Here is a 24,520-nt window from a genome sequence, read left to right as displayed (position 1 = left end):
GTCGTCATCCTGGGCATCGCCGCCCGCAACGGCACCCCGATCAGCTTCTGGCAGTTCACCAAGTACGGCCTGATCGTCACCGCGGTCACCGTCACCCTGGTGGCCCCGTACCTGTGGCTGCGCTACCTCATGTGAGCCCATCGTCGGCCGGCACGCCCAGAGCGGACAGGAAGGCCACGGCGGCGGGGGACGGCTGGTGCCGGCTCCAGATGAGGTGCTCCATGCGGGCCGGGGCGTCGCTGAGCCGGACGACGGGCAGGTCGGGAAGCTGCGCCACGAACGCCTCCGGCAGCATCCCGATCCCCAGCCCCAGCCGGATCAGGCGAGCCATGAAGTCGGGGGTCGACACCTCGAAGGCGACCTCGCGCGCGATCCCGGCGGCGGCGAAGGCCTCGTCGGACTGGATCCGCCCGGCGGTGCCGGCGGGGAAGTCGACGAACGGCTCATCGGCCAGCCTGCTCAGCGTCACCCGCTCTTCGCCGGCCAGCCGATGGCCGGGCGTGACCACGGCGACGAGGTCGCCGCGGGCCAGCTCGCGGCCGCGCACGCCCTTGGGCCGGGCACCCGGAGGCAGCCCCAGGAAGGCGACGTCCAGCGTGCCCTGACGGACACGTTCGACGAACTCCTCGCTCGCGCCCGAGCGCAGGCTGATCCGCACCTGGCGGTGCCGCTCGTGGAAGTGCCGCAGCACGAGCGGCAGGTCGACCGCCGTGACCGTGGGGATGGCGCCGATGGCCAGCCGGCCGCGGATCTCGCCCGTGGCGGCGGCCACCTCCGCCCGGGCCCGGTCGGCGGCGTCGAGCGCCTGGCGGGCGGCGGGCAGGAACGCCTCGCCCGCCGGGGTCAGCAGGACGCGGCGGCTGGTGCGGTCGAACAGCCTGGCGCCCAGCTCGCGCTCCAGCCGCGCGATCTGATGGCTCAGCGCCGACTGCACGACCATGCACCGCTCGGCGGCGCGGGTGAAGTTGCTCGTCTCGGCGACGGCGACGACGTAACGCATCTGCTGAAGCTCCACCCATCAATCGTGAACCACGATCGATCCGATGACAAACATGTGTTGGACTCATCGATCGCCGGTGCCCGAGGCTGGGACGCATGACGACGACACCCCACCCCGGCGGCCTGTCGCGCTGGTTGCTGCTGCTGATGTCGGCGGCGACCGGGCTGGCGGTCGCGGGCAACTACTTCGCGCAGCCGCTGCTCGACCTGATCGGCCGCGACCTCGGCCTCGGGCCCGCGAGCGCGGCCCTGCTCGTGACGGCCGCGCAGGCCGGGTACGCGCTGGGGCTGATCCTGTTGGTGCCGCTCGGCGACCTGATGGAGCGGCGCCGGCTCGCCGTGGCGCTGTATGCGGCGACCGCGGTGTTCCTGCTGGTCTCGGCCACCGCGTCCGGCGGCACGGTGCTCATGATCAGCACGGCCCTGACCGGGCTGGCCTCGGTCGGGGCGCAGGTCGTGGTGCCGTTCGCGGCGACGCTGGCGGCCCCGGCCGAACGCGGCCGGGTGGTCGGCACCGTGATGACCGGATTGATCCTCGGCCTGCTGCTGGCCCGCACCGCGTCGGGAACCCTGTCGGAGCTGGGCGGCTGGCGGACGGTCTACTTCGCGGGCGCCGCCCTGATGGCGCTGACGGCCGTGCTGCTGCGCCTGTTCCTGCCCCGTCTCGGCGGCGACGGCGGGCGCCTGTCCTACCCGGCGCTGCTGCGCTCGACGGTGGCGATGTTCCGGCTGGAGCCGCTGCTGCGGTGGCGGGCGGGCATCGGCGCTCTGAGCCTTGCCTCCTTCAGCGTGCTGTGGACGGCGCTGACCTTCCTGCTGGCAGGCTCCCCGTACGCGTGGACGGAGCCGGCCATCGGCCTGTTCGGCCTGGTCGGCGTGGCGGGCGCGCTGACCGCCACGGTGGCGGGCAGGCTGGCCGACCGCGGCCTCGTGCAGGTCGTGACCGGCGCGGGAACGGTCCTGCTCGTGGCGTCCTGGCTCGCGATCGCCGCGGGGGCACGGTCGCTGGTGTGGCTGCTCGCCGGCGTGATCCTGCTCGATCTGGCGCACCAGGCGGTGCTCAACAGCAGCCAGAACGTCGTCTACGCGCTGCGGCCGCAGGCCCGTAACCGGATCAACTCCGCGTTCATGACCTCCTTCTTCGCCGGCGGCGCGATCGGCTCCGCGCTGACCTCGCTGGTCTGGGTGCACGCCGGTTGGAGCGGCGTGTGCGTCCTGGGCGGCGCGCTGTCGGCGGGGACCGTCGTGCTGTGGATCCTGGAACGCCTCACCACCGGCCGGCCCGCCGGCACACCCCCGCGGCCCGTGGCACACCCGGTGCCGGCCGGCTCGATCAAGGGAGATTGACCATGTCACGCACCGTGCTGATCACCGGAGCGACCGGATCCGTCTCCGGCGCGCTCATGAACGCGCTGCCAGGCGCCGGCATCCGGCCGCGGGTGCTCGTCCGCGACGCCTCCAGAGCGCGAGGCCTGCGCGAACGCGGGGCCGAGGTGTTCGCCGGCGACCTGGGCGACGCCCGGTCGCTGCCGCCCGCCTTCGAGGGCGTGCACGACCTGTGGCTGCTCACCCCGAACGGCCCGCGCGCCCCCGAGCACAGCAGTAACGCGCTCTGGGCCGCTCGTCAGGCCGGGGTGGAGCGCGTGGTGCGCCTGTCGGCGATCGGCGCCGCGTACGACGCGCCGAACCGCAGCGGCCGCCTGCACGCGCTGTCGGACCAGGAACTAGAGCGCTCGGGCCTGCGCTGGACGATTCTGCGCCCGCACTGGTTCATGCAGAACCTGCTGAACGAGGCCGGCGACATCACCGCCACCGGCACGTTCGCGCTGAACATGGGCGCGGCCCGAATCGGCATGATCGACGTGCGCGACGTCGCCGGATGCGCCGCCCGAGTGCTCCTCGACGACCCCGGCCGCCACCACGGCAAGGTGTACACGCTCACCGGGCCGCGCCCGCTGACCTTCGACGAGGCGGCCGGCGCGCTGAGCCGCGTCCTCGGCCGGCCGGTCTCCTACCTGCCGGTGAGCGACGAGGCCAAGCGCAAGACGCTGCTCTGCCACGGCGTGCCGCTGTGGATCGCCGACATGCTGGAGGAGTACGCGCAGGCGTACGCCGGCGGCTGGGGAGACCTGGCCACCGGCACGGTGGCCACCCTGCTAGGCCGGGCACCGCACGACATCACCGCCTTCGCCCGCGACCACGCCACCGCCTTCACCCCGCCCGAGCCCCGCTGAAGCGCCCCAAACGCCCTTTGTCGGGTCAGCGAAGAGCGTTCAGCTCGTCGAGGGCGCGATGGCCGCGCGTGACCACCCCTGGAACGACATCGTGGCGCCCGTGACGGACGGGGACCTCGAGCATGAAAAGGATCTGTGCCGCTGCGAGCACCGCCGCCCCCTCCCAGCCGACCACGTCGAGGATTCTCGCCCACAGCCGCCTGCGGACACCGTCCAGCAGCCGATCCTGGAAGGTGTACCACACGAGGGCGGTGAGGTCAGTCGCCCGCGTGCCGCTGCCCGCGTTCCCGATATCCACGACCGCCACCACCGTTCCGTCACGGACCAGGATGTTGCCCGGGGTTGCGAGATCGGCATGGACCATGTCAGGTGCCGCTCGTGGTGGCAGGACGCCGGCACACACGAGCCGCAGGCGCTCGACCAAGGCCGACACCACGCAGGAATACCCCGAGAGCCCGGCCACGGACTGGCGCAGACGCGACTGCTCCGGCGTCTCGTCGACATCCAGCCCGGCGACAGCCGATTCCTGACCGGTGGCGACCCGCCAGGCGTACGACCAGTGGTCGTAGGGCTCGCAGGCTTGGCCGGCCTGGAGTTCGATGATCTCCATCAGCTGCTCGACGAGGAACGGGGTCAGCTCTGGCGCGGGAGCCGCGTCAACGAAGTCCATCAGATGCCATACATGAGTGGCTGTGGCCCCCACTCCGAGCCAGGCCGGGGTGGGATAGCCGCGCCTGCGCATGTGCTCGACCACCCTCTGGGCCCGCAACGTCTCATCCAGGTGGTCGGGGTGAGCCCGGGGCACTGCTTTGAGCACCGCATCCGCCCCTCCGGCCAACCGGACACGCACGGCACCCCCATTGACGCCTGCCGGAAGGCGACCGAGAAGAGTGACCTCTGCCCCGACCACGCCGGCCACGTCGTCCAGGACCTCGGCCGGCAGCTCTTCGGGATGGGTGCCCTGATTCATCGGCTCGACCTCGACATTTCAGCGCATGGACAGAGAGCTGCTTGGCACTCGGTGGCAACTTCGGCAGTACCGGGCCGTGAAGCCGGCGCCCCTGTCTGGCAGTGTTCGCGGTGGCGGAAGCTTCGAGACATCAGATCATGAAACAGGTCTCGGCCCGGCCTGTCATCCGGATTTCTTCCCCTCGGGCTTCCCGGCGCGTTCGAGCGGAAAAGGTGCGCGGGCCGCAGCGTCTGCCACTTCAGACATTTGGCGATCAGGCCCAGATGATCCGAGCGGGTCTGATCGCGTTTGCCGGTCGTCACAGGTGGCGGTGCAGGAGCATTCCGGGCCACTCGCCCACGGTGAACGGGGCCGAGCGGGTGAAGCCACAGCTTTCGTAGTAGGCGACCAGGCGGCCGTCGTCGCCGGCGTAGCAGTCCACCCGCACCAGGCCGACCCCCCGCTCACGGGCCTCGCCGAAGGCCCACTCCAGCAGGGCCCGGCCGACGCCGTGGCCGGCGTGGTCGCGGTCGGTCACCAGGGCCTGCACGTAGAGTTCGGGCTCGGCGGCGGGGGTGACGTAGCCGTGGGCGGGCCCGACGCTGATGCAGCCGGCGGGGCGGCCGTCGCGTTCGGCGATGCGCAGGCCGCCGCCGGCCAGCCAGGAGGCGACCTGCTCGGTGCGGCGGGTGTCGCCGGTGAAGGGCCGCTCGCCCCACTGGCCGGTGCGGCCGCGGGCGGACAACCAGGTGACGGCGCTGTCGAACATGGCCAGAACCGTGGCGACGTCGCCGTCCCGGCCGGGGCGGATGTGCATGATCAGGTGATTTCCTTACCCAGGGTGCCCGCCGTCTGTCCCGTACGGGAGCGTCAGGCCTTGCTGCTCTTCAGGGCGCTGCCCTTCTTCCACTGCGAGAACGACATCTGCCAGAAGCCCCAGCCGTTGTTCCACTCCAGCTCGCGGTCGGTGCCGGTGATGTCGACGACGTCGCCGCGCTGGAAGTGGTCGTAGTACCACTTGGCCTGGTCGGGCCGGGCGTTGACGCAGCCGTGGCTGACGTTGCGCACCCCCTGGGCCCAGACGTTGTTCTTGGCGTGGACGTACTCGCCGGAGTTGGAGATCCGCACCGCGTGGTCGATCATGACGTCGTAGTAGCCGGGATCGCCCTTCTTACGGCCGGGCGAGATCATGCGCACGGGACTGCCGCGTTCCATCGTCAGGTGCACGCCGGAGGTCGTGGTGTATTCGCGGGTGGTGGCCATGCCGGCGCTGATGCGCATCGTCTGCACCCGCTTGCCGTCGCGGTAGACGTACATCATGTGCTTGGCGACGTCGACCTTGCTGATCTGCTTGGCGCCGATCTTCAGGTCCGCGGTGTAGTCCTTGGTCCCGTACAGGCCCTTGCCGGCCTTGATGCCGGTGATGTTGGCGTTGAAGGTGACCTTCTGGTGGGCCGGCCAGTACTTGGCGGTGCGGTAGATGACGACGGTGTCGTTGATCCACCGCCAGGCTCCCGCGACGGGCTTTTCCGCCTCGACCTCCAGGGCGCGCTCGATGGTGGCCTTGTTGCTCACCGGCTGGTTGAAGGTCACGATGATGGGCGCGCCGACGCCGAGCTTCTCGCCCTTGGCGTTGGGGGTGACGTCGGCGACCTGCAGCGAACGCTCGGGCTTGGCCGTGGTGAACGTGCTGCTGGCGGTGGTGGCGCCGGCCGTGGCCGAGACGCTGTAGCTGGTGGACGGCTTCAGCGCGGTCTTGGAGACCCACCGCGTCTTGTCGGTGTTGTACTTGCCGTCCAGCTGCTCGCCGTCGGCCTCGACGACCACGTTCTCCAGGGCGCCGCCGGCGGCGGTGACGACGACCTTCTTGTCCGGGTGGACCTTGGACGTGCCCTCCGCGGGACTGATCTTGACGGTGGGGGCCTGCGGGGTGGCCACGGTGGTGCCTTCAGGGGAGTCGGGGCCCGCGGGCGTCGCGGGACCGGCGCCAGAGCATGACGCGGTCAGCGCTGCGGCCGTGAGCAGCGCGGCTGCGGTGGCGGGCTTCCTCCAAGCAGTCGCAACGTTCAAGATTGTCCTCTCCCCATGAGTACCAAAAGGCACCCCAAAAACCTTAATGCTCCTACATGTAGGACGCGAAATCATTCGAGAGAGTTCGATCACATTTCAATTACTTCTTGACCACCGGGCGGGCGGCACCCCGTCCCTGGGGGTGCCCGTGCAGGTCAGAGCGCGGGTCAGGCCGTGGCCCGGGCCCGGTCGAGGCGGTGGGTCAGGCCGGTGTGACGGCGGCCCGCCCCCTTCGTCCGTACGGCCTGCGCCAGCGCCCGACGCGAGCCGACGATCACGACGAGTTTCTTGGCCCGCGTGATGGCGGTGTAGAGAAGGTTGCGCTGCAGCATCATCCACGCGCTGGTGGCCAGCGGGATGACCACGGCGGGGTACTCGCTGCCCTGGGAGCGGTGGATGGAGACGGCGTAGGCGTGGGCGAGCTCGTCGAGTTCGTCGAAGGCGTAGTCGACCGACTCCTCCTCGTCGGTCAGGACGGTCAGCTTGTGCTCGTCGGGCCGGATGTCGGTGACGATCCCGACCGTGCCGTTGAACACCCCGGCCGCGCCCTTGTCGTAGTTGTTGCGCAACTGGGTGACCTTGTCGCCGACACGGAAGACGCGGCCGCCGTACCGGCGCTCCGGCATGCCCTCCCTGGCCGGGGTGAGTGACTCCTGCAGCGCCGTGTTGAGCGCGCCGGCGCCGGCGGCGCCGCGGTGCATGGGGGCCAGCACCTGCACGTCGCGGCGCGGGTCGAGGCGGAAGCGCCGGGGGATGCGGCGGGCCACGACGTCCACGGTGAGGGCGGCGATCTCCTCCGGCTCCTCGCACGGGAACAGGAAGAAGTCCTGCATGCCCTCCAGCACGGGGTGGCGGCCGGTGTTGACCCGGTGGGCGTTGACCACGACCCCCGACTCCTGGGCCTGGCGGAAGATCTGCGTCAGCCGTACGCGCGGCACGTCCTCGGCGGCCAGCAGATCCTTCAGCACCTCGCCCGCGCCGACCGACGGCAGCTGATCGACGTCGCCGACGAACAGCAGGTGGGCGCCGGGCGCGACGGCCTTGACGAGCTTGTTGGCCAGCAGCAGGTCCAGCATGGACGCCTCGTCGACGACCACCAGGTCGGCGTCGAGGGGGTTGTCGCGGTCGAACGTGGCCTCGCCGCCCGGCCGCAGCTGCAGCAGCCGGTGCACGGTGGTGGCCTCGTGGCCGGTCAGCTCGGCCAGGCGCTTGGCCGCCCGGCCGGTGGGCGCGGCCAGGATGACCTTGGCGCGCTTGGCGCGGGCCAGCAGCACGATGGAGCGCACGGTGAAGCTCTTGCCGCAGCCCGGCCCGCCGGTCAGCACCGCGACCTTCTCGGTCAGGGCCAGCCGGACCGCCTGGCGCTGCTCGGCGGCCAGCTCGGCGCCGGTCTTGCCGTGCAGCCACGTCTCGGCCCGCTCCCAGTCGACGTCGGCGAACGCCTTGAGCCGGTCGTGGCCGCCGTTCAGCAGCGACAGCAGGCCGGAGGCCAGCGACATCTCGGCGCGGTGGAAGGGCGGCAGGTAGACGGCCGGCACCAGGTTGTCGCCGGCGGGGATCTGCTCGCGGACGACGCCCTCGTCGGCGACCAGCTCCTCCAGGCAGGAGGCGACCAGGTCGGCGGGCACCTCCAGAATCTTGACCGCGTCGCCGACGAGGTTGGGGGCCGGCAGATAGCAGTGGCCGTCGTCGGCCGCCTGCGACAGCGTGTAACGCAGGCCGGCCTTGACCCGCTCGGGGCTGTCGTGCGGGATGCCGACGGCCTGCGCGATCGTGTCGGCGGTCTTGAACCCGATCCCCCACACGTCGTCGGCCAGCTGGTACGGGTGGCTCCTGACGACGGAGATGGAGGTGTCGCCGTACTGCTTGAAGATGCGCACCGCGATCGAGGTGGACACCCCGACCCCCTGAAGGAAGATCATCACCTCTTTGATGATCTTCTGCTCCTCCCAGGCGGCGGCGATCATCTTCGTCCGCTTGGGACCGAGACCGGGCACCTCGACCAGGCGCTCGGGCTGCTGCTCGATCACCTCAAGGGTGCCGGTGCCGAAGTGGTCGACGATCCGCTCGGCCATCTTGGGGCCGATGCCCTTGATCAGCCCGGAGCCGAGGTAGCGGCGGATGCCCTGCACGGTGGCCGGCAGCACGGTGGTGTAGGACATCACCTCGAACTGGCGGCCGTAGCGGGGGTGGGAGGTCCACCGGCCGTGCAGCCGCAGCGACTCGCCGACCTGCGCGCCGAGCAGCGGCCCGACGACGGTCAGCAGGTCGGCGCCGGTGCGCTCGGTGGCCACGCGGGCGATCGTGTAGCCGGTCTCCTCATTCGCGTAGGTCACGCGTTCGAGCACGGCGTCGAGCGTCGTACCGGCGATCCTCGAGCCCTCGTCCGGGCTCCCCACGGGCCTCCCCACACCGAGGAGACTAGGGCAGATCTTGCTCCCCGCGACACCCGGCCCCGGCCGCCGGTCCGGCGATCGGCCATCAGCACGTGCTCCGCGCCCCCTCGCCACCCCCCGCCACCCCGCGCCGCCGGCCTGCGGTTGCGCGGGAACAAATCTCCAAGACCGGCGGCCGGCCGCCCGTGCACACTCGGCGCATGAGTGAGCTTTTGCGGGGGATGCACGTCGTCATGGACGGGCCGCGGCAGGCGCCGCCGGTGTTGCTCGTCCACGGATCGGGAGCCTGCGGCGGCTTCTGGAGCCCCATGGTGCCGGCGCTGGCCGCCCGTCATCATGTCATCCGGGTCGATCTGCCGGGCTGCGGCAAGTCCCCCCACCCGCCCCCGTCCTCGCCGTCGTACGACGTGCCGGCGCAGGCGGGACAGGTGGCGGCGCTGCTGGACGACCTCGGCCTGCGCCACGTCGCCGTGGCCGGGCACTCCAGCGGCGGATACATCGCCACCGCGCTGGCCGAGCAGCGGCCCGACCTCGTGGGCTCGCTCGCGTTGATCAGCGCCGGCCCGCGCCCGGACGCGCTGCTGCGCCAGCCGCTCATCCTGCGGGCGCTGCTGGCCCCGCCCCTGGGGCCGATCCTGTGGGCGAGGCGTTCCGACGCGATGATCCGCAAAGGGATCGGCGCGACGGCCGTGCGCCCCATCAGCCTGCCCGACGACGTGGTCGCCGACCTGCGCAGCATCACCTACCCCGCGATGCGGACCGTGCTGCGCGCCAACACCGCCTACATCGCCGAGCGGAGCCTGCCGGCGCGGCTGGCCGCCCTCCGGCTCCCCCTGCTGGTGATCTTCGGCGCCGCCGACCCGCGCTGGGATCCGTCGTCGGCGCATCTGTACGACGCCGTACCGGACGCCCGGATCGAACTGCTGCCCGGCGTCGGGCACCTGCCCATGATGGAAGCACCGGAGACGACCGGCGAACTGCTGCTGAGCTTCACGGCCACGAGCCGGTGGCGAGCCTGACCCCGATGCCTAGACTGACGCCGTGACGCTGATGGGGACGCCGTCCGGCCGGGTGTGGGTGGACGTCGTGCTCCCGCGCCCGTCGCTCCGGCTGCCCGGGGTCGGTATGGCCGGGTTCCGCCATCGCGCGCCGGGCCCGGTCGACATCCCCATGGTCGCGCACCCGTCCGTCACGCTGCTCGTCGATCTGAGCGACGGAGCCGGCGCCGTCTACGAGACCCCCGGCCGGCGCGAGCGCGGCAGCGTCGTCGTCGGGCTCCTGCCCGGCGAGCTCCGGGCCACCGGCCGGGGAGCCGGTCAGGTGCTCCAGATCCGGCTGGAGCCGGTCGCGGCGGCGGCGCTGTTCGGGGCGCCGGCCGAGCTGGCCGGGACGGTGACCGCCCTTGAGGACGTCTGGGGCCGCGACGCCGAGGACCGGCTGCGCGCGGCCGCCTCGTGGGACGAACGCTTCACGATCGCCGCGGACCTCCTCGGCCGCCGGCTGGGCGCACACCCGCCGGTCGATCCGCAGGTCGCCCACACCTGGCACCGCACGATCGCCGGCCGGGGACGGGTCCGGGTCGACGGACTGGCGGACGAGGTCGGCTGGAGCCGCAAGCGCCTGTGGTCCCGGTTCCGGTCCCAGCTCGGCATCACCCCCAAACGCGCCGCCCGGCTGGTGCGCTTCGACCACGCCGCCCACCTGCTCGCGGCGGGCCACCCCGCCGCCCGCGTCGCCACCGAGAGCGGCTACGCCGACCAGTCCCACCTCCACCACGAGATCATGACGTTCACCGGGCTCACCCCCACGGCCCTGGCCGCCGCGCCGTGGCTCGCGATCGACGACGTCGCCTGGCCGGCCTCCTCGCCGGCCCGGCGCCCGGCGGCCGTGCGTAGGTGACCACCGGTTCACCACCCCGCACCACCGGGTTCACCACCCCACCGCCCCTCACCCGCACCGGCGCACGCTCACAGGCCTGGTTCAGGCTGCACGGGTGTGGCAAAGTGGCGCCACCAAGATCGAACCCGCTCACCGGACCCACCCCTGAGGACCTCGTTGGACAGCCACCGTTGCGCCCGCCCCGACTCGGCCGGCGACGCCGAGCCATGGCGGTGCCCCGAATGCGGCATGGTGTGGGAGGCCCTCTCCCCCACCCCGGTCACGGCACCGCCGGCCGCCACCCCCGAACCGCGGAAACGCACCTTCGGCACGCCCGCCATCCTCACCTTCGTGGCCATCGGCGCGGGCACCCTCTGGTTCGGGCTCCGGAGCATGTGGCCCGCCGTGGTCCAGCTCACCGACTACGAGCTGCGAACCGGCAAGAGACACGGCTGACGCCTGAACGAGAAGGTCCCCGGGCAGGACATCACGCGATGAGATAGCCGGGCCCGCCGCTGATCCGGGCTCGTCGCCGAAAGGAACTGATCGTCATGCCCCCTCGTCTCCAGCTGACCTCCGTGACCGTCGGCACGTCGCAGCCGCGTGAGCTCGCGCGCTTCTACGCCCGGCTGCTCGGCTGGCCCGTCACCGCGGAGGAAGGCCCGGACCAGGGCGAGCCGCAGGAGGCGGGGTGGGCGCAGATCCGGCAGCCGGACGGCGGGGCCGGGCTCACGGTCAACTTCGAGTGGGAACGCCACCACCAGCGGCCGGTGTGGCCCAGTGAGCCCGGCCGGCAGAACGCCTCCCAGCACCTCGACGTCAAGGTCGACGACCTGCCCGCGGCCGTGGCGTGGGCGCTGGAGTGCGGGGCGGCCGAGGCCGGGTTCCAGCCGCAGCCCGACGTCCGCGTCATGCTCGACCCCGACGGGCATCCCTTCTGCCTCTACCTGTGATCGTCGGCCCCCGCGAGCGGGAGGCACGTTTCCGGCCTTCCCGCTCGGTTAGGACAAGGGCTCGCGGAGATTCGACCAGGAAAGGCACAGATATGAGCACCAACGACAAGATCCGTAACAAGGCTCAGGAGCTCAAGGGGCGGGCGAAGGAGAACGTCGGCGACGCCACCGGCGACGAGCGGCTGCGCGCCGAAGGGCGCGCCGACCAGACCGAGGGCGGCCTGAAGCAGGCCGGCGAGAAGGTCAAGGACGCGGGCAAGAAGGTGAAGGACGCCTTCAAGAAGTGACCGCCGAGCCGCCGCGTCTTGCCGGGGGGGTCAAACCAGCGCGGGCCAGGGGGCCGGCGGGCCTGAGGCGAAGAAACGCAGCAGCCCGAGCAGCCGGCCGGCCGCGGGGGCGCTCCAGTGGCGCTCACCCGGATGCGGGACGGGGTCGGCCAGCCGACCCAGGGCCCACGTGAGGTGGTACCACAACACGCGGGCCTCCCACCCCGGCACGTCCGTCTCGCCGGATTCCTCCCGGTAGCCGGCCAGCACCGCCGGGACACCGGTGAGCGGCACCTTGGCGAAGTCGACGGCCGCGTCCGCCCACTGCGCGTCACCCCAGTCCACGATCCCGGAAAGACGGGACGTCTCCGGGTGGACGAGCAGGTTCTGTGGCGCGAGGTCGCCGTGAACCAGGACGAGGGGCCGGTCGGCGGGCAGGTACGCCGACAGGCGGCAGGCCCAGCCGGTCAGCCAGCGGGCGGCCTCGGCGTCGATCCAGCCGCCCGCGTGAAGGTTCTCGACGAGGGCCGGCGCGTCCACGGCGCCGTCCGCCACGGGCACGGTGGCCAGGGCTGGCCCGGCGGTCCTGCGTACGCGGTGCAGCCGGGCCAGCTCCCGTCCGACCTGGCGCAGGACGCCGGCGGCGCGGCCGTCAGTCAGGTCGAGGCGCGCGAGGTCGTCGCCGTGCGCCCGCTCCAGCACCATGTACGGCACGTCCACCACCGAGCGCGAGTCGTCGAAGGCGACGAGCCGCGGCGTCCGCACCCCCGCGCGCACGGCCACGGGGATGACCTCGGCCTCCTTGACCAGGTCCGCGACGAAGCGCTCGCCTCGCGGGATACGGACGACCAGCTCCTCGCCCAGCAGGAAGGCGTGGTTGGCCACCCCGGGCGGAAGCGGCCGGATCCTTCCGCCGGCCCCGTGCAGGGCGGCGATCGCCGCCAGGGTTTCGGCGCTCGGCTCCTGGCCCGACATCGGCAGCGACATGGGCATGGGCATGGGCATGGCCGAGCATGTTGGCACAGGCGGCGCGGATCCGTCTCCTGCTTTTCCGCAGGACCCCGGGCGGCGCCGCCGTCTCAGCCGGCGCCCACGGCGGCCTCGATCACCGCCACCCGCCCGGCCACGGGCCCGGCCGGCACGTCCACGATCCGATAGCCGAAGGTCCGGTACGTCTCCTCGTGCAGCCGCTCGAACACCAGCGACTCCTCGAAACCGATCCGGCGGGCCGCGGTCGGCTCGCAGAACCCGAGATTGCGCACGAAGAACACCTCACGCTCGTAGACCCGTTCACGGGTGATCCGGTCGATCTCGGCCGACAGCGCCGGGGAGATCGGATGGCCGACGAAGATGCTCAGAGCGTGCGTGCAGATGGGCGAACGGTCGAAGAACTGCCACCCCCGCCGAGCCGCGCCGGGAAGGAGCGTCGCCTGCCGCTGCACGGCCACGACCTGGTCGACGAAGGACGGCCGCGTCCACGGCTCGGCCTCGCCGCGCGCCTGCTCGGCCGCGATCACCGCCGTGGCGGCCTCCTCCACCGTCGCGTGGCCGAGGGCGGCCAGGCGGTGCAGGATCGTCGTCTTTCCGGAACCGGGGGTTCCGGTGAGGATGTAACGCTTCATCGTCGTACGGGCTGCCTTCCAGGCACACGAACAGGAAAAGAGAAAAAGGGGAAGGCCGGACGCCACCACCAGGAGAACCCCGGGCCGGGCGGAATCGCCACGCGCGGCCACCAGCAAGAGCTCGTCCTCAACCTACACCCGCCGCGAACGGCTCGCGCGCGACCGCCCCGTCCCGCAGACTGCCAACCAGGACCCCCACACGGCTGCGGGAGGCGCCCAATGCCCACACGCGCGACCCTGGTGCTGGCGGCACTGCTGCTCGCCGCCCGCTGCGAGACCGCGCCACCCCCGCCGGGCCCGCCCGCCCAGGCCGCCCCCACCAGCGGCTGCCAGGCCGCCACCCGGTTGGAGCCCGGCACCCACCGGCTCGGCCACGCCGGCCTCGAACGCCGCTTCCTGCTGTCGGTCCCCGACGGCGACGGCCCCCACCCCGTCATCCTCGACCTGCACGGACTCAACTCCACCGCCGGCCGCCAGACCGCCTACAGCCGGCTGGCCGAGCAGGGCTCGCGCCGCGGCTACATCGTGGCCACCCCACAGGCCGCCGACGGGCGTATGGGCTGGACGCTCCCCAACACCGCCGGCCCCGACGACGCCGCGTTCCTGGCCGCTCTCCTCGACCACCTGCGGCGCAACCTGTGCGTCGACACCGGGCGCGAGTTCGCCGCCGGCATGTCCTACGGCGCCGCCATGTCCGCCGCGCTGATCTGCGCCCTGGACGGGCGCCTGGCCGCCGTCGCCGCCGTGGCCGGCCTCAACATCGTCCGCCCCTGCGCGAACGCCGTCCCGACCACGATCGTGGCCTTCCACGGCACCGCCGACCGCATCGTCCCCTACCGCGGCGGCCATCCGCTGCGCGACGCCACCGGCGACCTGCGCGCGCTCGCCGACCTCGTCGTCCTCGACCCGGTGGAACGGGCGGCCGCCGGCTGGGCCGGCCGCCTCGGCTGCACCGGCCGCACCACCCGCTCCCTGACCGGCCAGGTACGGCTGCGCGAGTGGACCACATGCCCCGCCGGCGTCACCCTGCGCCTCTACACGGTCGACGGGGGCGGCCACACCTGGCCCGGCGGCATCGAGGTGCCCTGGCTCGGGGCCACGACCCGCGACCTGGACGCCACCGGCCTGATCCTCGACACCTTCGACCGCGCCCCCTCCCGCTGACCGCCCCGGCATGGCGCGGCCGGCCGGCCGTGTCCGTCCGGCCACGTTCCGGACGCTCGCGCGATCGGCCATCGCGAACAGCCGCAGCTCACCCCGTTCCAACCACTAATCTTGTCGCTCATGAGTCAGGTGGGACAGCCGGCGGCGCGCGCCCTGATGCGCAGGCTCGCCGTCGAACAGGCCGAGTGCAGGGTGCCGTCGCTGACGGCGGCGATCGTCCGCGACGGGCGGACCGCGTGGTTCGGCGGGCGCGGGCGCGTCGGTGACGCAGCCCCGACCGCCGCCACCCAGTACCGCATCGGATCGATCACCAAGAGCATGATCGCCGTCGTCGTCATGCGGCTGCGCGACGAGGGTGCCCTGAGCCTGAACGACCCGCTGGAACAGCACCTGCCCGGCACCCGCCTCGGCCACCTGACCATCGCCCAGCTCCTCTCGCACACCGGCGGGCTCACCGCCGAGCCGCCCACCGCCTGGTGGGAGCGCACCCCCGGCATCCCCGCGGCCGACCTGCTCGACCGGGTCGGGCCCGAGGAGCTCAAACACCGGCCCGGCCGCCGCTTCCACTACTCCAACGTCGGCTTCGCCGTGCTCGGCGAGCTCGTCGGCCGGCTGCGCGGCACCACCTGGCTCAAGGCGCTGCGCGCCGAGGTGCTCGACCCGCTCGGCATGCACGACACCACCACCCGCCCCCGCGCTCCCCACGCCACCGGCTACGCCGTCCACCCCTGGGCCGACGTCGTACTCGAAGAGCCCGAGCACGACGCCGACGCGATGGCGCCGGCGGGCCAGCTGTGGTCCACCCCGCACGACCTGGCCCGCTGGGCGGCGTTCCTGTGCGGCGAGACCGGCGGCGTGCTGTGCCCCGACACCCTCGCCGAGATGCGCGAACCGGCCGGCGTCGACGACGGCGACGCCTGGACCGGCGGGTTCGGGCTGGGCCTGCAACTGGCCAGGACGGGCGGGCGCCGCCTGTCCGGCCACTCCGGGTCCATGCCCGGCTTCCTGGCCACCGTGTGGGCCCAGCCGTCGGAGAGCGTGGGCGTGCTGTTCATGGCCAACACGACCTCCGGCATGAGCGGCACGCTGCTCACCGACCTGCTCGACATCCTGGACGAGCACGAGCCGCGCCTGCCCGACGAGTGGCGGCCCGTGCCCGCCGACCCCGACCTGCTGGCGCTGACGGGGCTGTGGCACTGGGGGCCCAAGCCGTACGCGCTGCGACTGCTGTCCGACCGAGGGCTGGCGCTGGAGCCGATCGGCGGAGGTGGGCGGGCCTCGCGGTTCGTGCCGCAGGACGACGGCACCTGGCTCGGGCTCGACGGCTACTACGCCGGCGAGACGCTGCGGCCGGCCGCCGACCACCTCGACCTCAACACCTTCATCTTCACCCGCGAGCCCTACGACCCGGCCGCGCCGGTGCCGGGCGGCGCGGGCGACTGGCACGCCTGACCCGCAGCCCGAGGCCTGCCTGGCCCGTGGCCGGGCCGGCCGCCGGGCTGACCACCTTCACACGTGCACGGGAAGCAGCGAGGACAGCGTGCGCAGCGAGTGGCGCGCGAGCGCGACGGCGAACGGGCGGACCAGCGGCCACGCCGCCCACCCCAGCACCCCGAGCGGCAGCTCCAGTTCCTCGGCCCAGACCACGCGGCTGCCGTCGCGGCACGGGCTGACCCGGATCGCGCCCCGGCCGCGCACGATGCGGCCGGTGTGCGTGACCCGCATCAGCGTCGGCGGCTGCCAGTGGGTGATCGTCATCGTGTCCAGGAACCCGATCGGCCACACGCCCGTGTACGCCTCCAGCTCCCGCTCGCTCACCTGGCGGGCCGTGGTCATGAACATCCACTCCTGGTGCCTGGGCCAGTCGGTGATCAGCTCGAACACCTGCTCCGGCGGCGCGGGCACATGCGCGGCGGCGGCCGCGTACACGGGTTTCACCGGGTTCCCCCATCTGGTGGCCGGTCGATGGCTCAGGCCCATCCTCGCCCCCGGACGGGGACGGCGCCCGCAGGCGCGCGGGCCGGAAGATCATCCGTCCGGCGACGTTGGGACTTTCGTCCCTAACCCGGCGGTCGCGCTCGCGGCAGGGTGGGAGCGTGCCACACCGAACCACGCCGCCCTCTCCGGTGACCAGGCGGTTGTCCCGTTCCGAGTCCCTGCGTCTGCTGCGGAACGTGATCTACGGCCGGATCGTGTTCATCAGCCGCGCGTTGCCGGCCATCCGGCTCATCCCGCACACCATGGACGACGGGGCCCTGCTCACCGGCCTGCCCGCCGACCCGGACGAGCTCGGCCGGGCCCTGACCCGCCTCAAGCCCTGGCCCGGCCGCCCGCCATGTGTGCCTCCACGGTGCGCTCGGCGATGACCAGGCGGCCGGCGATGGCGGTGTTGGAGTGCCCCTCGGCGACCAGGGCGAGCACGTCGCGCTCGCGCTCCGACAGGCGCGCGATCACCGTGTTCGGCCTCCGGGGAGGATCGGACCGGATTTTGGCGCGAAGAGCTGCGCACCCGGGTGCGGACCAAGCTGCGCGGCTCCTACTCCCACCACTACCGGCGCGGCCTGCCCAAGCTGCTTCAAGGCGGTGACCTTCCGCTCCAGCAATGACACCTTCAAGCCGGTGATGGACGCCCTGGACCTGCTCAAGCGCTACGACGGTTCCGACGCCGACTTCGAGGACAACCGGGACGACCGGCATGGACGGACCTCCCGCGAAGACGATGTGACAGATAACGCTGCCGAGCCGGCCCGGACGGAGCGGGTGCCGAGCTGGCCGGACAGCACCGGATCCCCCGAAGAGTGACAGATAACGGAAATTCTCTGTTGCGGGTGATGGACTCCTCACCGTCACGCTACGTCGCTCTAAGTATTCGTCAAGTTACGGTCTGTGGGCGGCGGGTGTTGATCCGTTAACGCCTCGGGTCGCCTTGCGAGTCACCAGTCCGAACTGGCGCTCCTGCGGGCGGCACAGACGGGAGCTCCGGTTCCCGCCTGGAGCGAGCGGCCAGCCGCCGCATGGCTGAGGCCGATCGGTGTCCGCACCGTGGTCGGGGTCTCGGGAGAACCCGGGGCGGAGCGAAGGCGAGGTGGCGGAGTGCATCTGACTCCGCATGAGCAGGAACGTCTGATGATCCATGTGGCCGCGGACGTGGCCCACAAGCGGAAAAGGCGGGGGCGAAAGCTCAACTACCCGGAGACGGTCGCGATCTTGACCGCGTATGTGCTGGAAGGGGCCCGGGACGGCAGATCCGTCGAGGACCTCATGGAGTTGAAGTATCAGCCCGACGACCTGCCGCTGCCCATGTACGACGAGGTCATGCCCGGCGTGGCGGAGATGATCAGCGACCTTCAGATCGAGGCCACCTTCCCCGACGGCACCAAGATGGTCACTCTTCGCAACCCCATCCAGAAGCTGGGCATCCTCCCCATTCCAGAGGGGAGCAAGGAGACGGCACCGGTTCACCCGGGGAAGATCGACCATCCGCGCGACGCCGGCCCGGTGGCCTTCAACGCCGGTCGCGAGGTCACGATCGTGACGGTCACCAATACCGATGACCGTCCCATCCAGGTGGGCTCGCACTTTCACTTCTACGAGGTCAATTCCCGCCTCACCATCGAGCCCAGCCGCGAGGCCGCCTACGGCAAGCGGCTGAACATCCCCGCGGGCAGCTCGGTGCGTTTCGAACCCCCAAACCCGCTGGAGGTGGAGCTGGTGCCCATCGAGGGCAAGCGCATCGTCGAGGGCCTGAACGGCAAGGTCGGAGGCAAGCTCCGTGACTGACTCACCGACACTTGAGCCGCCCGCACCCGAGCCGCCGGCGCCGACGTCGCTGCCTGAGCCGCGGAGAGAGGAAAGACATCAGCCGCTGAGCCGGGTCGACTACGCCGACCGGTTCGGGCCCACCGTGGGGGATCGTATCCGGCTGGCCGACACCAACCTGCGGATCGAGATCACCGAGGACTGGTGCGGCGGTCCCGGCCGCAGCGGCAACGAGGTCATCTTCGGCGGCGGCAAGGTCGTCCGGGAGTCGATGGGCCAGTCGTGCGCGCCGCGCGACTCGGCGCGGTTCGGCGCCCCGCAGCCGCCCGACACCGTCATCACCGGCGCGGTCATCCTGGATCACTGGGGGATCGTCAAGGCCGACGTCGCCATCCGCGACGGCCGCATCGTCGCGCTCGGCAAGGCCTACAACGACGAGACCATGGACCGGCTGCACGACGGGCACGCCACGGCGACGGACTTCGTGATCGGCCCCGAGACGGAGGTCATCTCCGGCAACGGCAAGATCCTCACCGCGGGCGGCGTCGACACCCACGTGCACTTCATCTGCCCCGAGCAGATCAACGAGGCGCTGGCCTCCGGGGTGACCACGCTGATCGGTGGCGGTACCGGCCCCGCCGACGGCAGCACCGCCACCACCGTCACGCCCGGCTCCTGGCATGTGGCCCGGCTGTTCGAGGCGCTGGACGGCTTCCCGGTCAACATCGGGCTGCTCGGCAAGGGCAACACCATGTCCACCGAGTCGCTGTACAACCAGGTGGAGGCGGGCGTGCTCGGCCTGAAGATCCACGAGGACTGGGGTGCCACCCCGGCCGTGCTGCGCCGCTGCCTGCAGGTGTGCCAGGCGACCGGCGTGCAGCTCGCCCTGCACGCCGACTCGTTGAACGAGGCCGGTAACGTCGAGGACACCATCGCGGCCATCGGCGACCATCCGATCCATGTCTTCCACGTCGAGGGCGCCGGCGGCGGCCACGCCCCCGACATGCTGACCATGGTGGGCCTGCCGAACGTGCTGCCCGCCTCCACCAACCCGACCCGGCCCTTCACCGTCAACACGGTCAAGGAGCACGTCGACATGGTGATGATCGCCCATCACCTGAATCCGCTGGTGGCTGAGGACCTGGCGTTCGCCGAGTCGCGGATCCGGCCTTCGACGATGGCCGCCGAGGACATCCTGCACGACATCGGCGCGATCTCGATCATGTCGTCGGATGCTCAGGCGATGGGCCGCATCGGCGAGATGATCATGCGGACGTGGCAGACCGCGCACGTGATGAAGCAGCGGCGCGGCGCGCTGGACGGCGACAAGGCGGGCCAGGACGGGCACGACAACCATCGCGCCCGCCGCTACGTCGCGAAATACACGATCAACCCGGCCCTCGCGCACGGCATCGACCATGAGGTCGGCTCGGTCGAGGTGGGCAGGCTCGCCGATCTGGTGCTGTGGGAGCCGAGGTTCTTCGGCGTCAAGCCGCACCGGGTGATCAAGGGCGGGCAGATCGCGCACGCGCAGGTCGGCGACGCCAACGGTTCCATCATCACTCCGCAGCCGATCCTGCCCCGCCCGATGTGGGGAGCGACCGGCCGGGCCCCGGCCGCCAACTCCGTCAACTTCGTCACCGCGGCCGCCATCAAGGCCGGCCTGCCCGACCGGGTCACCGTGCGCAAGACGTTCACGCCCATCCGCGACACCCGCAAGGTCTTCAAGGCCGACATGCGGGAGAACGACGCCCTCCCCGACCTCCGCGTCGATCCCAACACCTTCGAGGTGGTGATCGGCTTGGAGGACGAGAACGTGAACAGGACCGAGATCGCCACGATCGAGGAGATCGAGGAGATCGAGGAGATCGAGGAGATCGCCGACCGCGACAAGGGAGCCAGTGAGCTGCCGATGGCGCAGCTGTACTTCCTCTTCTGATCACCACCTGGTGATCGCCCACTTGATCGCGCCCGTGAACGACCGCCCCGCGCATGACCCGCGCACGAGAGGTGAGCCGCATCTGATGAACCGTGCCGCGCTACTCGTCCTGGCCGACGGCCGCTTTCCCGCCGGCGGGCACGCCCACTCCGGCGGGGCTGAGGCAGCCGTCACCGCGCGACGCGTGCGCGACGTGGCGAGCCTGCAGGAGTTCTGCCGCGGCCGGCTGCACACCAGCGGCCTGGTCGCGGCGGGCCTGGCCGCCGCGGCCGCCGCAGGATATGACCCGCTCCTGCTGGAGGAGGCCGCCGACGCCCGCACCCCCTCACCGGCCCTGCGCCAGGCCGCGCGCAGGCTCGGCCGGCAACTGCTGCGCGCCGCCCACACCGCCTGGCCTTCGCCCGAGCTCGACGCCCTGGCCGCGGCCCGGCCGCGCGGCGCGCACCAGCCCGTCGTCCTCGGCCTGACCGCCCGCTCGGCTGGCCTGATGCCGCTGGACGCCGCCTACGCGGCTGCGTACGAGAGCGTCAGCGGCCCGGCCACCGCCACCGTCCGCCTGCTCAGCCTCGACCCCTTCGACGCCACCGCCGTCCTGGCCCGCCTGGCCGCCGACATCGACCACCTCGCGCGGCGGGCCGCCGAGGCCGCGCAGCGCGTCCAGGCCGAGGGCGTGCAGGCGTTGCCCGCGGTCTCGGCGCCGCTGCTCGACATCACCGCCGAACAGCACGCCGCCCGCCCGATGCGCCTGTTCGCCTCCTGACCACTGCACTTCCCGACCTGTTCGCCTCCCGACGCCTGGAGCAGTCATGCACCTGCACCACAGCCACGCCTTCCCCGAGGATCACCCTCACAGTCCTGGAGGTTCCTCCCCCGGACGCCCTGACAGACGTTCTGACGGCCGCCGTCGCGCGCTGCGCATCGGATTGGGCGGGCCGGTCGGCACCGGCAAGACCGCCACCGTCGCCGCCTTGTGCCGCGCGCTGCGCGAGGAGTTGTCCATCGCGGTGGTCACCAACGACATCTACACCCGCGAGGACGCCGAGTTCCTGCTGCGCGAGGCCGTCCTGCCCGCGATGCGCATCAGGGCGGTCGAGACCGGCGCCTGCCCGCACACCGCCATCCGCGACGACATCTCCGCCAATCTCGAAGCCGTCGAGGATCTGGAGGAACAGCTCGGCCCGCTCGACCTGATCCTCGTCGAATCGGGCGGGGACAACCTCACCGCGACCTTCTCCCGGGGCCTGGTCGACGCGCAGATCTTCGTCATCGACGTCGCGGGCGGCGATGACATCCCGCGCAAGGGCGGCCCCGGCGTGACCGCCTCCGACCTGCTCGTCATCAACAAGACCGACCTCGCCCCCTACGTCGGCGCAGACCTGGAGGGCATGGCCCGCGACGCCAAGGCCCAGCGCGGCGACCTGCCCGTCGCCTTCACCGCCCTGAAGACCGAAGGCGGTGTCACGCCCGTCTCGGACTGGGTCCGCGCGCGTCTGGCCGACTGGACCGCGAGCGACGAGTGAGCCTCGCCTCCCAGGCCGCTGCGGCCGGGTGCACCCCCCGGGGCGTGCATGCCACCGCCCGGATCAGGGCGATCAGCGTGGGAGAGGAGACCGCGCTTCCCGTCCTGGCCGGCGCCGGCCCCTTCGACCTGCGCCGCCACCGCCCGCAGGGGAATCAGGCACGGGTGTGCATCCTGGGCGTGATGAGCGCCCCGCTCGGCGGCGATCGGCTGCGCCTCGAAGCCGCCGTCGAACCCGGCGCCCACCTGCACATCACCACGGCCGCCGCCACCATCGCCCTGCGCGGCCCCACCCCCGGACACGCCACCTACGACGTGCACCTGAGCGTGGCCGAACAGGCGAGCCTGCACTGGCTGCCCGAGCCGCTGATCTCCGCCGCCCGCAGCAACCTGCGCCAGAGCTGCACCATCGACGTCGCCGCCGGCGCCCGTCTCGTCCTGCGCGAAGAACAGGTCCTCGGCCGCGACGGCGAACCGCCGGGCCGGCTGACCACCCGCCTCACCGTCCGGCACGACGGACGGCCGGTGCTGGATCAGCAGAACACGTACGGGCCGGACGCGCCCGGCTGGGACGGACCCGCCGTCCTGGCCGGCCACCGCGCCGCTGGCCAACTCCTCGTCGTCGACCCGGCTTTCGACGACAAGTCGCCGGACGTGCGGCTGTTCGGCGACGACCCGGCCCACGGGCAGGCCGTGCTGACCCCGCTCGCCGGCCCCGCCGTCCTGGTCACCGCCCTCGCCCCGGACACTCTGCGGCTGCGCCGCCTCCTCGACGCGGCTTACCCCACATGCGGGGGACGCTTCTGGTGATGGACAGGAGGAAGGCGGCGCCGAGAGGTAGCGCCACAGGGAGAAGTTACTCAGCGTTACTTTGCGGCTGGTGACATGGACCCGAGCGGGGGCCTCCATCAGCGTCACCCACTGGCAGCCCCTCCGACGGTCATCCCCAAGGACCCGACCATGACGAAGATCCGCGTCATGTGCGCTCCCCACGCCGGCTGCATGACGAGGTTCGGTATGCCCAGGACATGGCGCTGGATCGACGTCACCGCGACCCTGGAGTTCGTCAATCGTGACGGTTCGTGGAGCAGCGACAAGCAGCTCGCCGAGCCGTCACGTTTCCGGCTGCACCGCGCCACCCAGGCAGCCTGCTGACGACCCGGTGAGCCGCCGTCACCGCGACAGCAGGTCGAGGATCTCGTCGGCCACGGTGTCGCCGGTGATCGGTTCCGCGGTGAGCAGGCGATACCAGACGGTGCCGAGGACGACATCGGCCAAGACCCCCGGATCGCGCTCGGCCGGGACGACGCCGTGCTCTTGGGCCCGGGACAGCAGCCCGAGGCAGGTGGCGCGCCGGTGATCGGTGAACGTGCGCAACGCCGCCGCGGCGGCGGGGCTGGTCTGGGCGTCGGCCATGAGCAGCCGGAGCGCGGCGGCCGCCTGCGGCGCGTGGGCCTGGCGGTAGACGGATCTGACGTACGAGCGAAGATCGGCGGCGGCATCGTCGCTCGCGGGGGTGTCCACGACGGCCAGGGCCCGTTCGACCAGGGCCTCCGCCAGCACCTCGGACCGGCAGGACCACCACCGGTAGAGGGTGCGCTTGCTCACCGCCGCGCGAGCGGCCAGCTCCTCCATCGTGAATCCGCGCGCGGCGGTCTCCGCGGCCAGGTCGAGCGCGCCGCCGAGCACGTCCTGGCGCGCCTGCTCGTTACGGGAACGGCCCGCGTGCGGGCGTGCCTTTCCGTCCGTGTTCGCCATTGTCCGCCGGCTCCTGACCGCTGTTTACCCCGATTTTGTCGACACGCTAAGTAACCAAGGTCGCCGGAGAAGGAGAGACACATGGCGACGTTCGTCCTCGTACCCGGCGGCTGGAAGGGCTCCTGGGCCTACGACGCCTTCGTCCCGCGCGATGGCGGGTCGTGGTGGTCGGTGGCGAACGCGTACTTCCGGGAAATGATCGCGGCCGGCGCCGCGAGCACCGGCCACGACGCGATGCGCGAAGCCCCGGAGGCGGTGGCGGCGCTCCTGCTCGACGAATGATCGCGCAAACGTCGGCCAAGCCAACGACATGTCGCCCCCAAGCGGGCGCCCGCACCCTGGCAGCATGGACAAACCCGATCTCACCGGAATCCAGATCATCCACCGGGCGATGCGCGCCGACCTGCACCGGCTCGCCGAGCTGACCGCGGACATCGAGGCGGGGCGGGAACGCGCCGACCAGGACAGGGCCGCCGCCACGGCGAAGTTCGTGCAGGACGTCTGCCACGCGATCCACACCCACCACACCCGGGAGGACGACCTCGTCTGGCCGCTGATCGAACGGCACGCGGGCGCGGCGGTCGATCTCAGCGACCTGTCCGAGGACCACTCCGAGCTCGATCCCCTGCTGGAGGAGGTGCAGGCCGCCGCGCGCACGTTCGCGGCCGGCGGCGAGGTGACGGCGCTGGCGGCCGCGGTCAAGAGGCTGACCGCGCTGCTCGACGAGCACATCGAGGCGGAGGAGGCGACGATCTTCCCGGTGATCCGGCAGTACGTGCCGGCCGCCGACTGGGACGACGTCGAACAGGCCATGGCCAAGGGCAAGCTGAACGAGCTGCGGCTGGAGATCTGCTGGGTCGCGCAGTACGCCACCAGGGACGAGCTGGCCCACATCCGCGCGAGCGCGGGACCGGTGGTGCCGGTGCTGATGGCCCTGCTGCGCCCCGGGCACCGGCGCCGCCGGCGGGCCGTCTTCGGCAGCGCGGGCTGAACCGCCCAGTTGAACCGCGCTCT

27 protein-coding genes and 1 pseudogene are annotated in these 24,520 nt (G+C 72.0%); 18 read left to right on the top strand and 10 right to left on the bottom strand.

Annotated elements, in window-relative coordinates:
- Positions 1-127: 127 nt before the first annotated feature.
- Positions 128-1,015 carry a LysR family transcriptional regulator gene (locus AB0C28_RS31390; protein WP_358079558.1) on the bottom strand — a complete coding sequence of 296 codons (888 nt, stop codon included), beginning with the start codon at positions 1,013-1,015 and terminating at the stop codon, positions 128-130.
- Positions 1,016-1,095: 80 nt separating this feature from the next.
- Here AB0C28_RS31390 and AB0C28_RS31385 point away from each other — a divergent pair, with 80 nt between their 5' ends.
- Positions 1,096-2,346, top strand: coding sequence for an MFS transporter (locus AB0C28_RS31385; RefSeq protein WP_358079556.1), 1,251 nt, complete (start codon positions 1,096-1,098; stop codon positions 2,344-2,346).
- Between the two features lie 2 nt (positions 2,347-2,348).
- Positions 2,349-3,233, top strand: coding sequence for an SDR family oxidoreductase (locus tag AB0C28_RS31380; protein WP_358079554.1), 885 nt, complete (start codon positions 2,349-2,351; stop codon positions 3,231-3,233).
- Between the two features lie 25 nt (positions 3,234-3,258).
- Here the strand turns inward: AB0C28_RS31380 and AB0C28_RS31375 are convergent, their stop codons facing one another.
- The 4 genes from AB0C28_RS31375 to AB0C28_RS31360 all read right to left on the bottom strand — a co-directional run bounded on the left by AB0C28_RS31375 (position 3,259) and on the right by AB0C28_RS31360 (position 8,663).
- Positions 3,259-4,203: a phosphotransferase gene (locus tag AB0C28_RS31375; protein ID WP_358079552.1), complete on the bottom strand. Its 945-nt coding sequence runs from the start codon at positions 4,201-4,203 to the stop codon at positions 3,259-3,261.
- Between the two features lie 298 nt (positions 4,204-4,501).
- Positions 4,502-4,999 carry a GNAT family N-acetyltransferase gene (locus AB0C28_RS31370; RefSeq protein WP_358079550.1) on the bottom strand — a complete coding sequence of 166 codons (498 nt, stop codon included), beginning with the start codon at positions 4,997-4,999 and terminating at the stop codon, positions 4,502-4,504.
- Between the two features lie 53 nt (positions 5,000-5,052).
- On the bottom strand, positions 5,053-6,252 hold the full coding sequence (locus tag AB0C28_RS31365; RefSeq protein WP_357860740.1) for an Ig-like domain-containing protein: 1,200 nt from the start codon (positions 6,250-6,252) through the stop codon (positions 5,053-5,055).
- A gap of 167 nt (positions 6,253-6,419) precedes the next feature.
- Positions 6,420-8,663 (bottom strand): ATP-dependent RecD-like DNA helicase, encoded by a 2,244-nt coding sequence (locus AB0C28_RS31360; RefSeq protein ID WP_357860743.1) that lies wholly within the window; start codon positions 8,661-8,663, stop codon positions 6,420-6,422.
- Positions 8,664-8,848: 185 nt separating this feature from the next.
- On the opposite strand from AB0C28_RS31360, the gene AB0C28_RS31355 reads away from it, so the two are divergent.
- The 5 genes from AB0C28_RS31355 (at position 8,849) to AB0C28_RS31335 (ending at position 11,766) form a co-directional block, all read left to right on the top strand.
- Positions 8,849-9,667: an alpha/beta hydrolase gene (locus AB0C28_RS31355; RefSeq protein ID WP_358079548.1), complete on the top strand. Its 819-nt coding sequence runs from the start codon at positions 8,849-8,851 to the stop codon at positions 9,665-9,667.
- Between the two features lie 31 nt (positions 9,668-9,698).
- A complete protein-coding gene (locus AB0C28_RS31350; RefSeq protein WP_357861134.1) occupies positions 9,699-10,547 on the top strand; it encodes a helix-turn-helix domain-containing protein in 849 nt (282 codons plus the stop codon).
- A 156-nt stretch (positions 10,548-10,703) separates the two neighbouring features.
- Positions 10,704-10,982, top strand: a complete 279-nt coding sequence (locus AB0C28_RS31345; protein ID WP_358079546.1) for a hypothetical protein — start codon at positions 10,704-10,706, stop codon at positions 10,980-10,982.
- Positions 10,983-11,077: 95 nt separating this feature from the next.
- Entirely contained in the window at positions 11,078-11,479 is a 402-nt protein-coding gene (locus AB0C28_RS31340; RefSeq protein ID WP_357860756.1) for a VOC family protein, read from the top strand.
- 92 nt (positions 11,480-11,571) lie between these two features.
- Positions 11,572-11,766: a CsbD family protein gene (locus AB0C28_RS31335; RefSeq protein WP_357860759.1), complete on the top strand. Its 195-nt coding sequence runs from the start codon at positions 11,572-11,574 to the stop codon at positions 11,764-11,766.
- Between the two features lie 30 nt (positions 11,767-11,796).
- Here AB0C28_RS31335 and AB0C28_RS31330 read toward each other — a convergent pair whose 3' ends face one another.
- Both AB0C28_RS31330 and AB0C28_RS31325 read right to left on the bottom strand, forming a co-directional pair.
- Complete coding sequence (locus tag AB0C28_RS31330; RefSeq protein ID WP_358079545.1) at positions 11,797-12,750, bottom strand: aminoglycoside phosphotransferase family protein; 954 nt, start codon at positions 12,748-12,750, stop codon at positions 11,797-11,799.
- A 74-nt stretch (positions 12,751-12,824) separates the two neighbouring features.
- Positions 12,825-13,367, bottom strand: a complete 543-nt coding sequence (locus AB0C28_RS31325) for an AAA family ATPase (RefSeq protein ID WP_357860764.1) — start codon at positions 13,365-13,367, stop codon at positions 12,825-12,827.
- Between the two features lie 219 nt (positions 13,368-13,586).
- Between AB0C28_RS31325 and AB0C28_RS31320 the strand changes: the two genes are divergently transcribed.
- Together AB0C28_RS31320 and AB0C28_RS31315 are read left to right on the top strand one after the other, a co-directional pair.
- Positions 13,587-14,531 carry a PHB depolymerase family esterase gene (locus AB0C28_RS31320; protein WP_357860767.1) on the top strand — a complete coding sequence of 315 codons (945 nt, stop codon included), beginning with the start codon at positions 13,587-13,589 and terminating at the stop codon, positions 14,529-14,531.
- 120 nt (positions 14,532-14,651) lie between these two features.
- Complete coding sequence (locus tag AB0C28_RS31315; RefSeq protein ID WP_358079543.1) at positions 14,652-15,983, top strand: serine hydrolase domain-containing protein; 1,332 nt, start codon at positions 14,652-14,654, stop codon at positions 15,981-15,983.
- Between the two features lie 57 nt (positions 15,984-16,040).
- On the opposite strand, the gene AB0C28_RS31310 is transcribed toward AB0C28_RS31315, so the two are convergent.
- Positions 16,041-16,469 (bottom strand): SRPBCC family protein, encoded by a 429-nt coding sequence (locus AB0C28_RS31310; RefSeq protein ID WP_346114629.1) that lies wholly within the window; start codon positions 16,467-16,469, stop codon positions 16,041-16,043.
- 372 nt (positions 16,470-16,841) lie between these two features.
- Positions 16,842-16,982, bottom strand: a pseudogene (locus AB0C28_RS31305) (helix-turn-helix transcriptional regulator); the annotation flags it as partial.
- A 132-nt stretch (positions 16,983-17,114) separates the two neighbouring features.
- On the opposite strand from AB0C28_RS31305, the gene AB0C28_RS31300 reads away from it, so the two are divergent.
- The 7 genes from AB0C28_RS31300 to AB0C28_RS31270 all read left to right on the top strand — a co-directional run bounded on the left by AB0C28_RS31300 (position 17,115) and on the right by AB0C28_RS31270 (position 22,903).
- Positions 17,115-17,333: a hypothetical protein gene (locus tag AB0C28_RS31300; RefSeq protein WP_358079541.1), complete on the top strand. Its 219-nt coding sequence runs from the start codon at positions 17,115-17,117 to the stop codon at positions 17,331-17,333.
- A 240-nt stretch (positions 17,334-17,573) separates the two neighbouring features.
- Complete coding sequence (locus AB0C28_RS31295) at positions 17,574-18,311, top strand: urease subunit gamma (protein WP_357860778.1); 738 nt, start codon at positions 17,574-17,576, stop codon at positions 18,309-18,311.
- Positions 18,304-20,229, top strand: a complete 1,926-nt coding sequence (locus AB0C28_RS31290) for an urease subunit alpha (protein ID WP_358079539.1) — start codon at positions 18,304-18,306, stop codon at positions 20,227-20,229. Before AB0C28_RS31295 ends, AB0C28_RS31290 begins: the two co-directional genes overlap by 8 nt.
- A gap of 85 nt (positions 20,230-20,314) precedes the next feature.
- The gene (locus tag AB0C28_RS31285) at positions 20,315-20,989 is read left to right on the top strand and encodes an urease accessory UreF family protein (RefSeq protein ID WP_357860784.1); all 675 of its coding nucleotides are present in this window, start codon (positions 20,315-20,317) and stop codon (positions 20,987-20,989) included.
- A gap of 46 nt (positions 20,990-21,035) precedes the next feature.
- Positions 21,036-21,749, top strand: coding sequence for an urease accessory protein UreG (gene ureG, locus AB0C28_RS31280; protein ID WP_357860787.1), 714 nt, complete (start codon positions 21,036-21,038; stop codon positions 21,747-21,749).
- Between the two features lie 44 nt (positions 21,750-21,793).
- Positions 21,794-22,558: an urease accessory protein UreD gene (locus AB0C28_RS31275; RefSeq protein ID WP_358079537.1), complete on the top strand. Its 765-nt coding sequence runs from the start codon at positions 21,794-21,796 to the stop codon at positions 22,556-22,558.
- A 150-nt stretch (positions 22,559-22,708) separates the two neighbouring features.
- Positions 22,709-22,903: a hypothetical protein gene (locus AB0C28_RS31270; protein ID WP_357860793.1), complete on the top strand. Its 195-nt coding sequence runs from the start codon at positions 22,709-22,711 to the stop codon at positions 22,901-22,903.
- Positions 22,904-22,921: 18 nt separating this feature from the next.
- Here AB0C28_RS31270 and AB0C28_RS31265 read toward each other — a convergent pair whose 3' ends face one another.
- Entirely contained in the window at positions 22,922-23,506 is a 585-nt protein-coding gene (locus AB0C28_RS31265) for a TetR/AcrR family transcriptional regulator (protein WP_357860796.1), read from the bottom strand.
- A gap of 81 nt (positions 23,507-23,587) precedes the next feature.
- On the opposite strand from AB0C28_RS31265, the gene AB0C28_RS31260 reads away from it, so the two are divergent.
- Positions 23,588-23,788, top strand: coding sequence for a hypothetical protein (locus tag AB0C28_RS31260; protein ID WP_358079535.1), 201 nt, complete (start codon positions 23,588-23,590; stop codon positions 23,786-23,788).
- Positions 23,789-23,852: 64 nt separating this feature from the next.
- Complete coding sequence (locus AB0C28_RS31255) at positions 23,853-24,497, top strand: hemerythrin domain-containing protein (protein ID WP_357860799.1); 645 nt, start codon at positions 23,853-23,855, stop codon at positions 24,495-24,497.
- The last annotated feature ends 23 nt before the right edge of the window (positions 24,498-24,520 follow it).

It is taken from the genome of Nonomuraea sp. NPDC048892, from assembly GCF_040649735.1.
GTDB lineage: Bacteria > Actinomycetota > Actinomycetes > Streptosporangiales > Streptosporangiaceae > Nonomuraea > Nonomuraea maheshkhaliensis.
The sequence above is the reverse complement of the archived record's forward strand: the minus strand, read 5'-3'. Positions and strand labels throughout refer to the sequence as shown.

What these genes read in the sequence shown, in the direction of transcription:
- AB0C28_RS31385 (WP_358079556.1), top strand. Translation starts at nt 1,096, where the DNA reads ATGACGACGACACCCCACCCCGGCGGCCTGTCGCGCTGGTTGCTGCTG.
- AB0C28_RS31380 (WP_358079554.1), top strand. Translation starts at nt 2,349, where the DNA reads ATGTCACGCACCGTGCTGATCACCGGAGCGACCGGATCCGTCTCCGGC.
- AB0C28_RS31375 (WP_358079552.1), bottom strand. Translation starts at nt 4,203, where the DNA reads ATGAATCAGGGCACCCATCCCGAAGAGCTGCCGGCCGAGGTCCTGGAC.
- AB0C28_RS31370 (WP_358079550.1), bottom strand. Translation starts at nt 4,999, where the DNA reads ATGCACATCCGCCCCGGCCGGGACGGCGACGTCGCCACGGTTCTGGCC.
- AB0C28_RS31355 (WP_358079548.1), top strand. Translation starts at nt 8,849, where the DNA reads ATGAGTGAGCTTTTGCGGGGGATGCACGTCGTCATGGACGGGCCGCGG.
- AB0C28_RS31350 (WP_357861134.1), top strand. Translation starts at nt 9,699, where the DNA reads ATGGGGACGCCGTCCGGCCGGGTGTGGGTGGACGTCGTGCTCCCGCGC.
- AB0C28_RS31340 (WP_357860756.1), top strand. Translation starts at nt 11,078, where the DNA reads ATGCCCCCTCGTCTCCAGCTGACCTCCGTGACCGTCGGCACGTCGCAG.
- AB0C28_RS31335 (WP_357860759.1), top strand. Translation starts at nt 11,572, where the DNA reads ATGAGCACCAACGACAAGATCCGTAACAAGGCTCAGGAGCTCAAGGGG.
- AB0C28_RS31330 (WP_358079545.1), bottom strand. Translation starts at nt 12,750, where the DNA reads ATGCCCATGCCCATGCCCATGTCGCTGCCGATGTCGGGCCAGGAGCCG.
- AB0C28_RS31325 (WP_357860764.1), bottom strand. Translation starts at nt 13,367, where the DNA reads ATGAAGCGTTACATCCTCACCGGAACCCCCGGTTCCGGAAAGACGACG.
- AB0C28_RS31320 (WP_357860767.1), top strand. Translation starts at nt 13,587, where the DNA reads ATGCCCACACGCGCGACCCTGGTGCTGGCGGCACTGCTGCTCGCCGCC.
- AB0C28_RS31315 (WP_358079543.1), top strand. Translation starts at nt 14,652, where the DNA reads ATGAGTCAGGTGGGACAGCCGGCGGCGCGCGCCCTGATGCGCAGGCTC.
- AB0C28_RS31285 (WP_357860784.1), top strand. Translation starts at nt 20,315, where the DNA reads ATGAACCGTGCCGCGCTACTCGTCCTGGCCGACGGCCGCTTTCCCGCC.
- ureG (WP_357860787.1), top strand. Translation starts at nt 21,036, where the DNA reads ATGCACCTGCACCACAGCCACGCCTTCCCCGAGGATCACCCTCACAGT.
- AB0C28_RS31270 (WP_357860793.1), top strand. Translation starts at nt 22,709, where the DNA reads ATGACGAAGATCCGCGTCATGTGCGCTCCCCACGCCGGCTGCATGACG.
- AB0C28_RS31265 (WP_357860796.1), bottom strand. Translation starts at nt 23,506, where the DNA reads ATGGCGAACACGGACGGAAAGGCACGCCCGCACGCGGGCCGTTCCCGT.
- AB0C28_RS31260 (WP_358079535.1), top strand. Translation starts at nt 23,588, where the DNA reads ATGGCGACGTTCGTCCTCGTACCCGGCGGCTGGAAGGGCTCCTGGGCC.
- AB0C28_RS31255 (WP_357860799.1), top strand. Translation starts at nt 23,853, where the DNA reads ATGGACAAACCCGATCTCACCGGAATCCAGATCATCCACCGGGCGATG.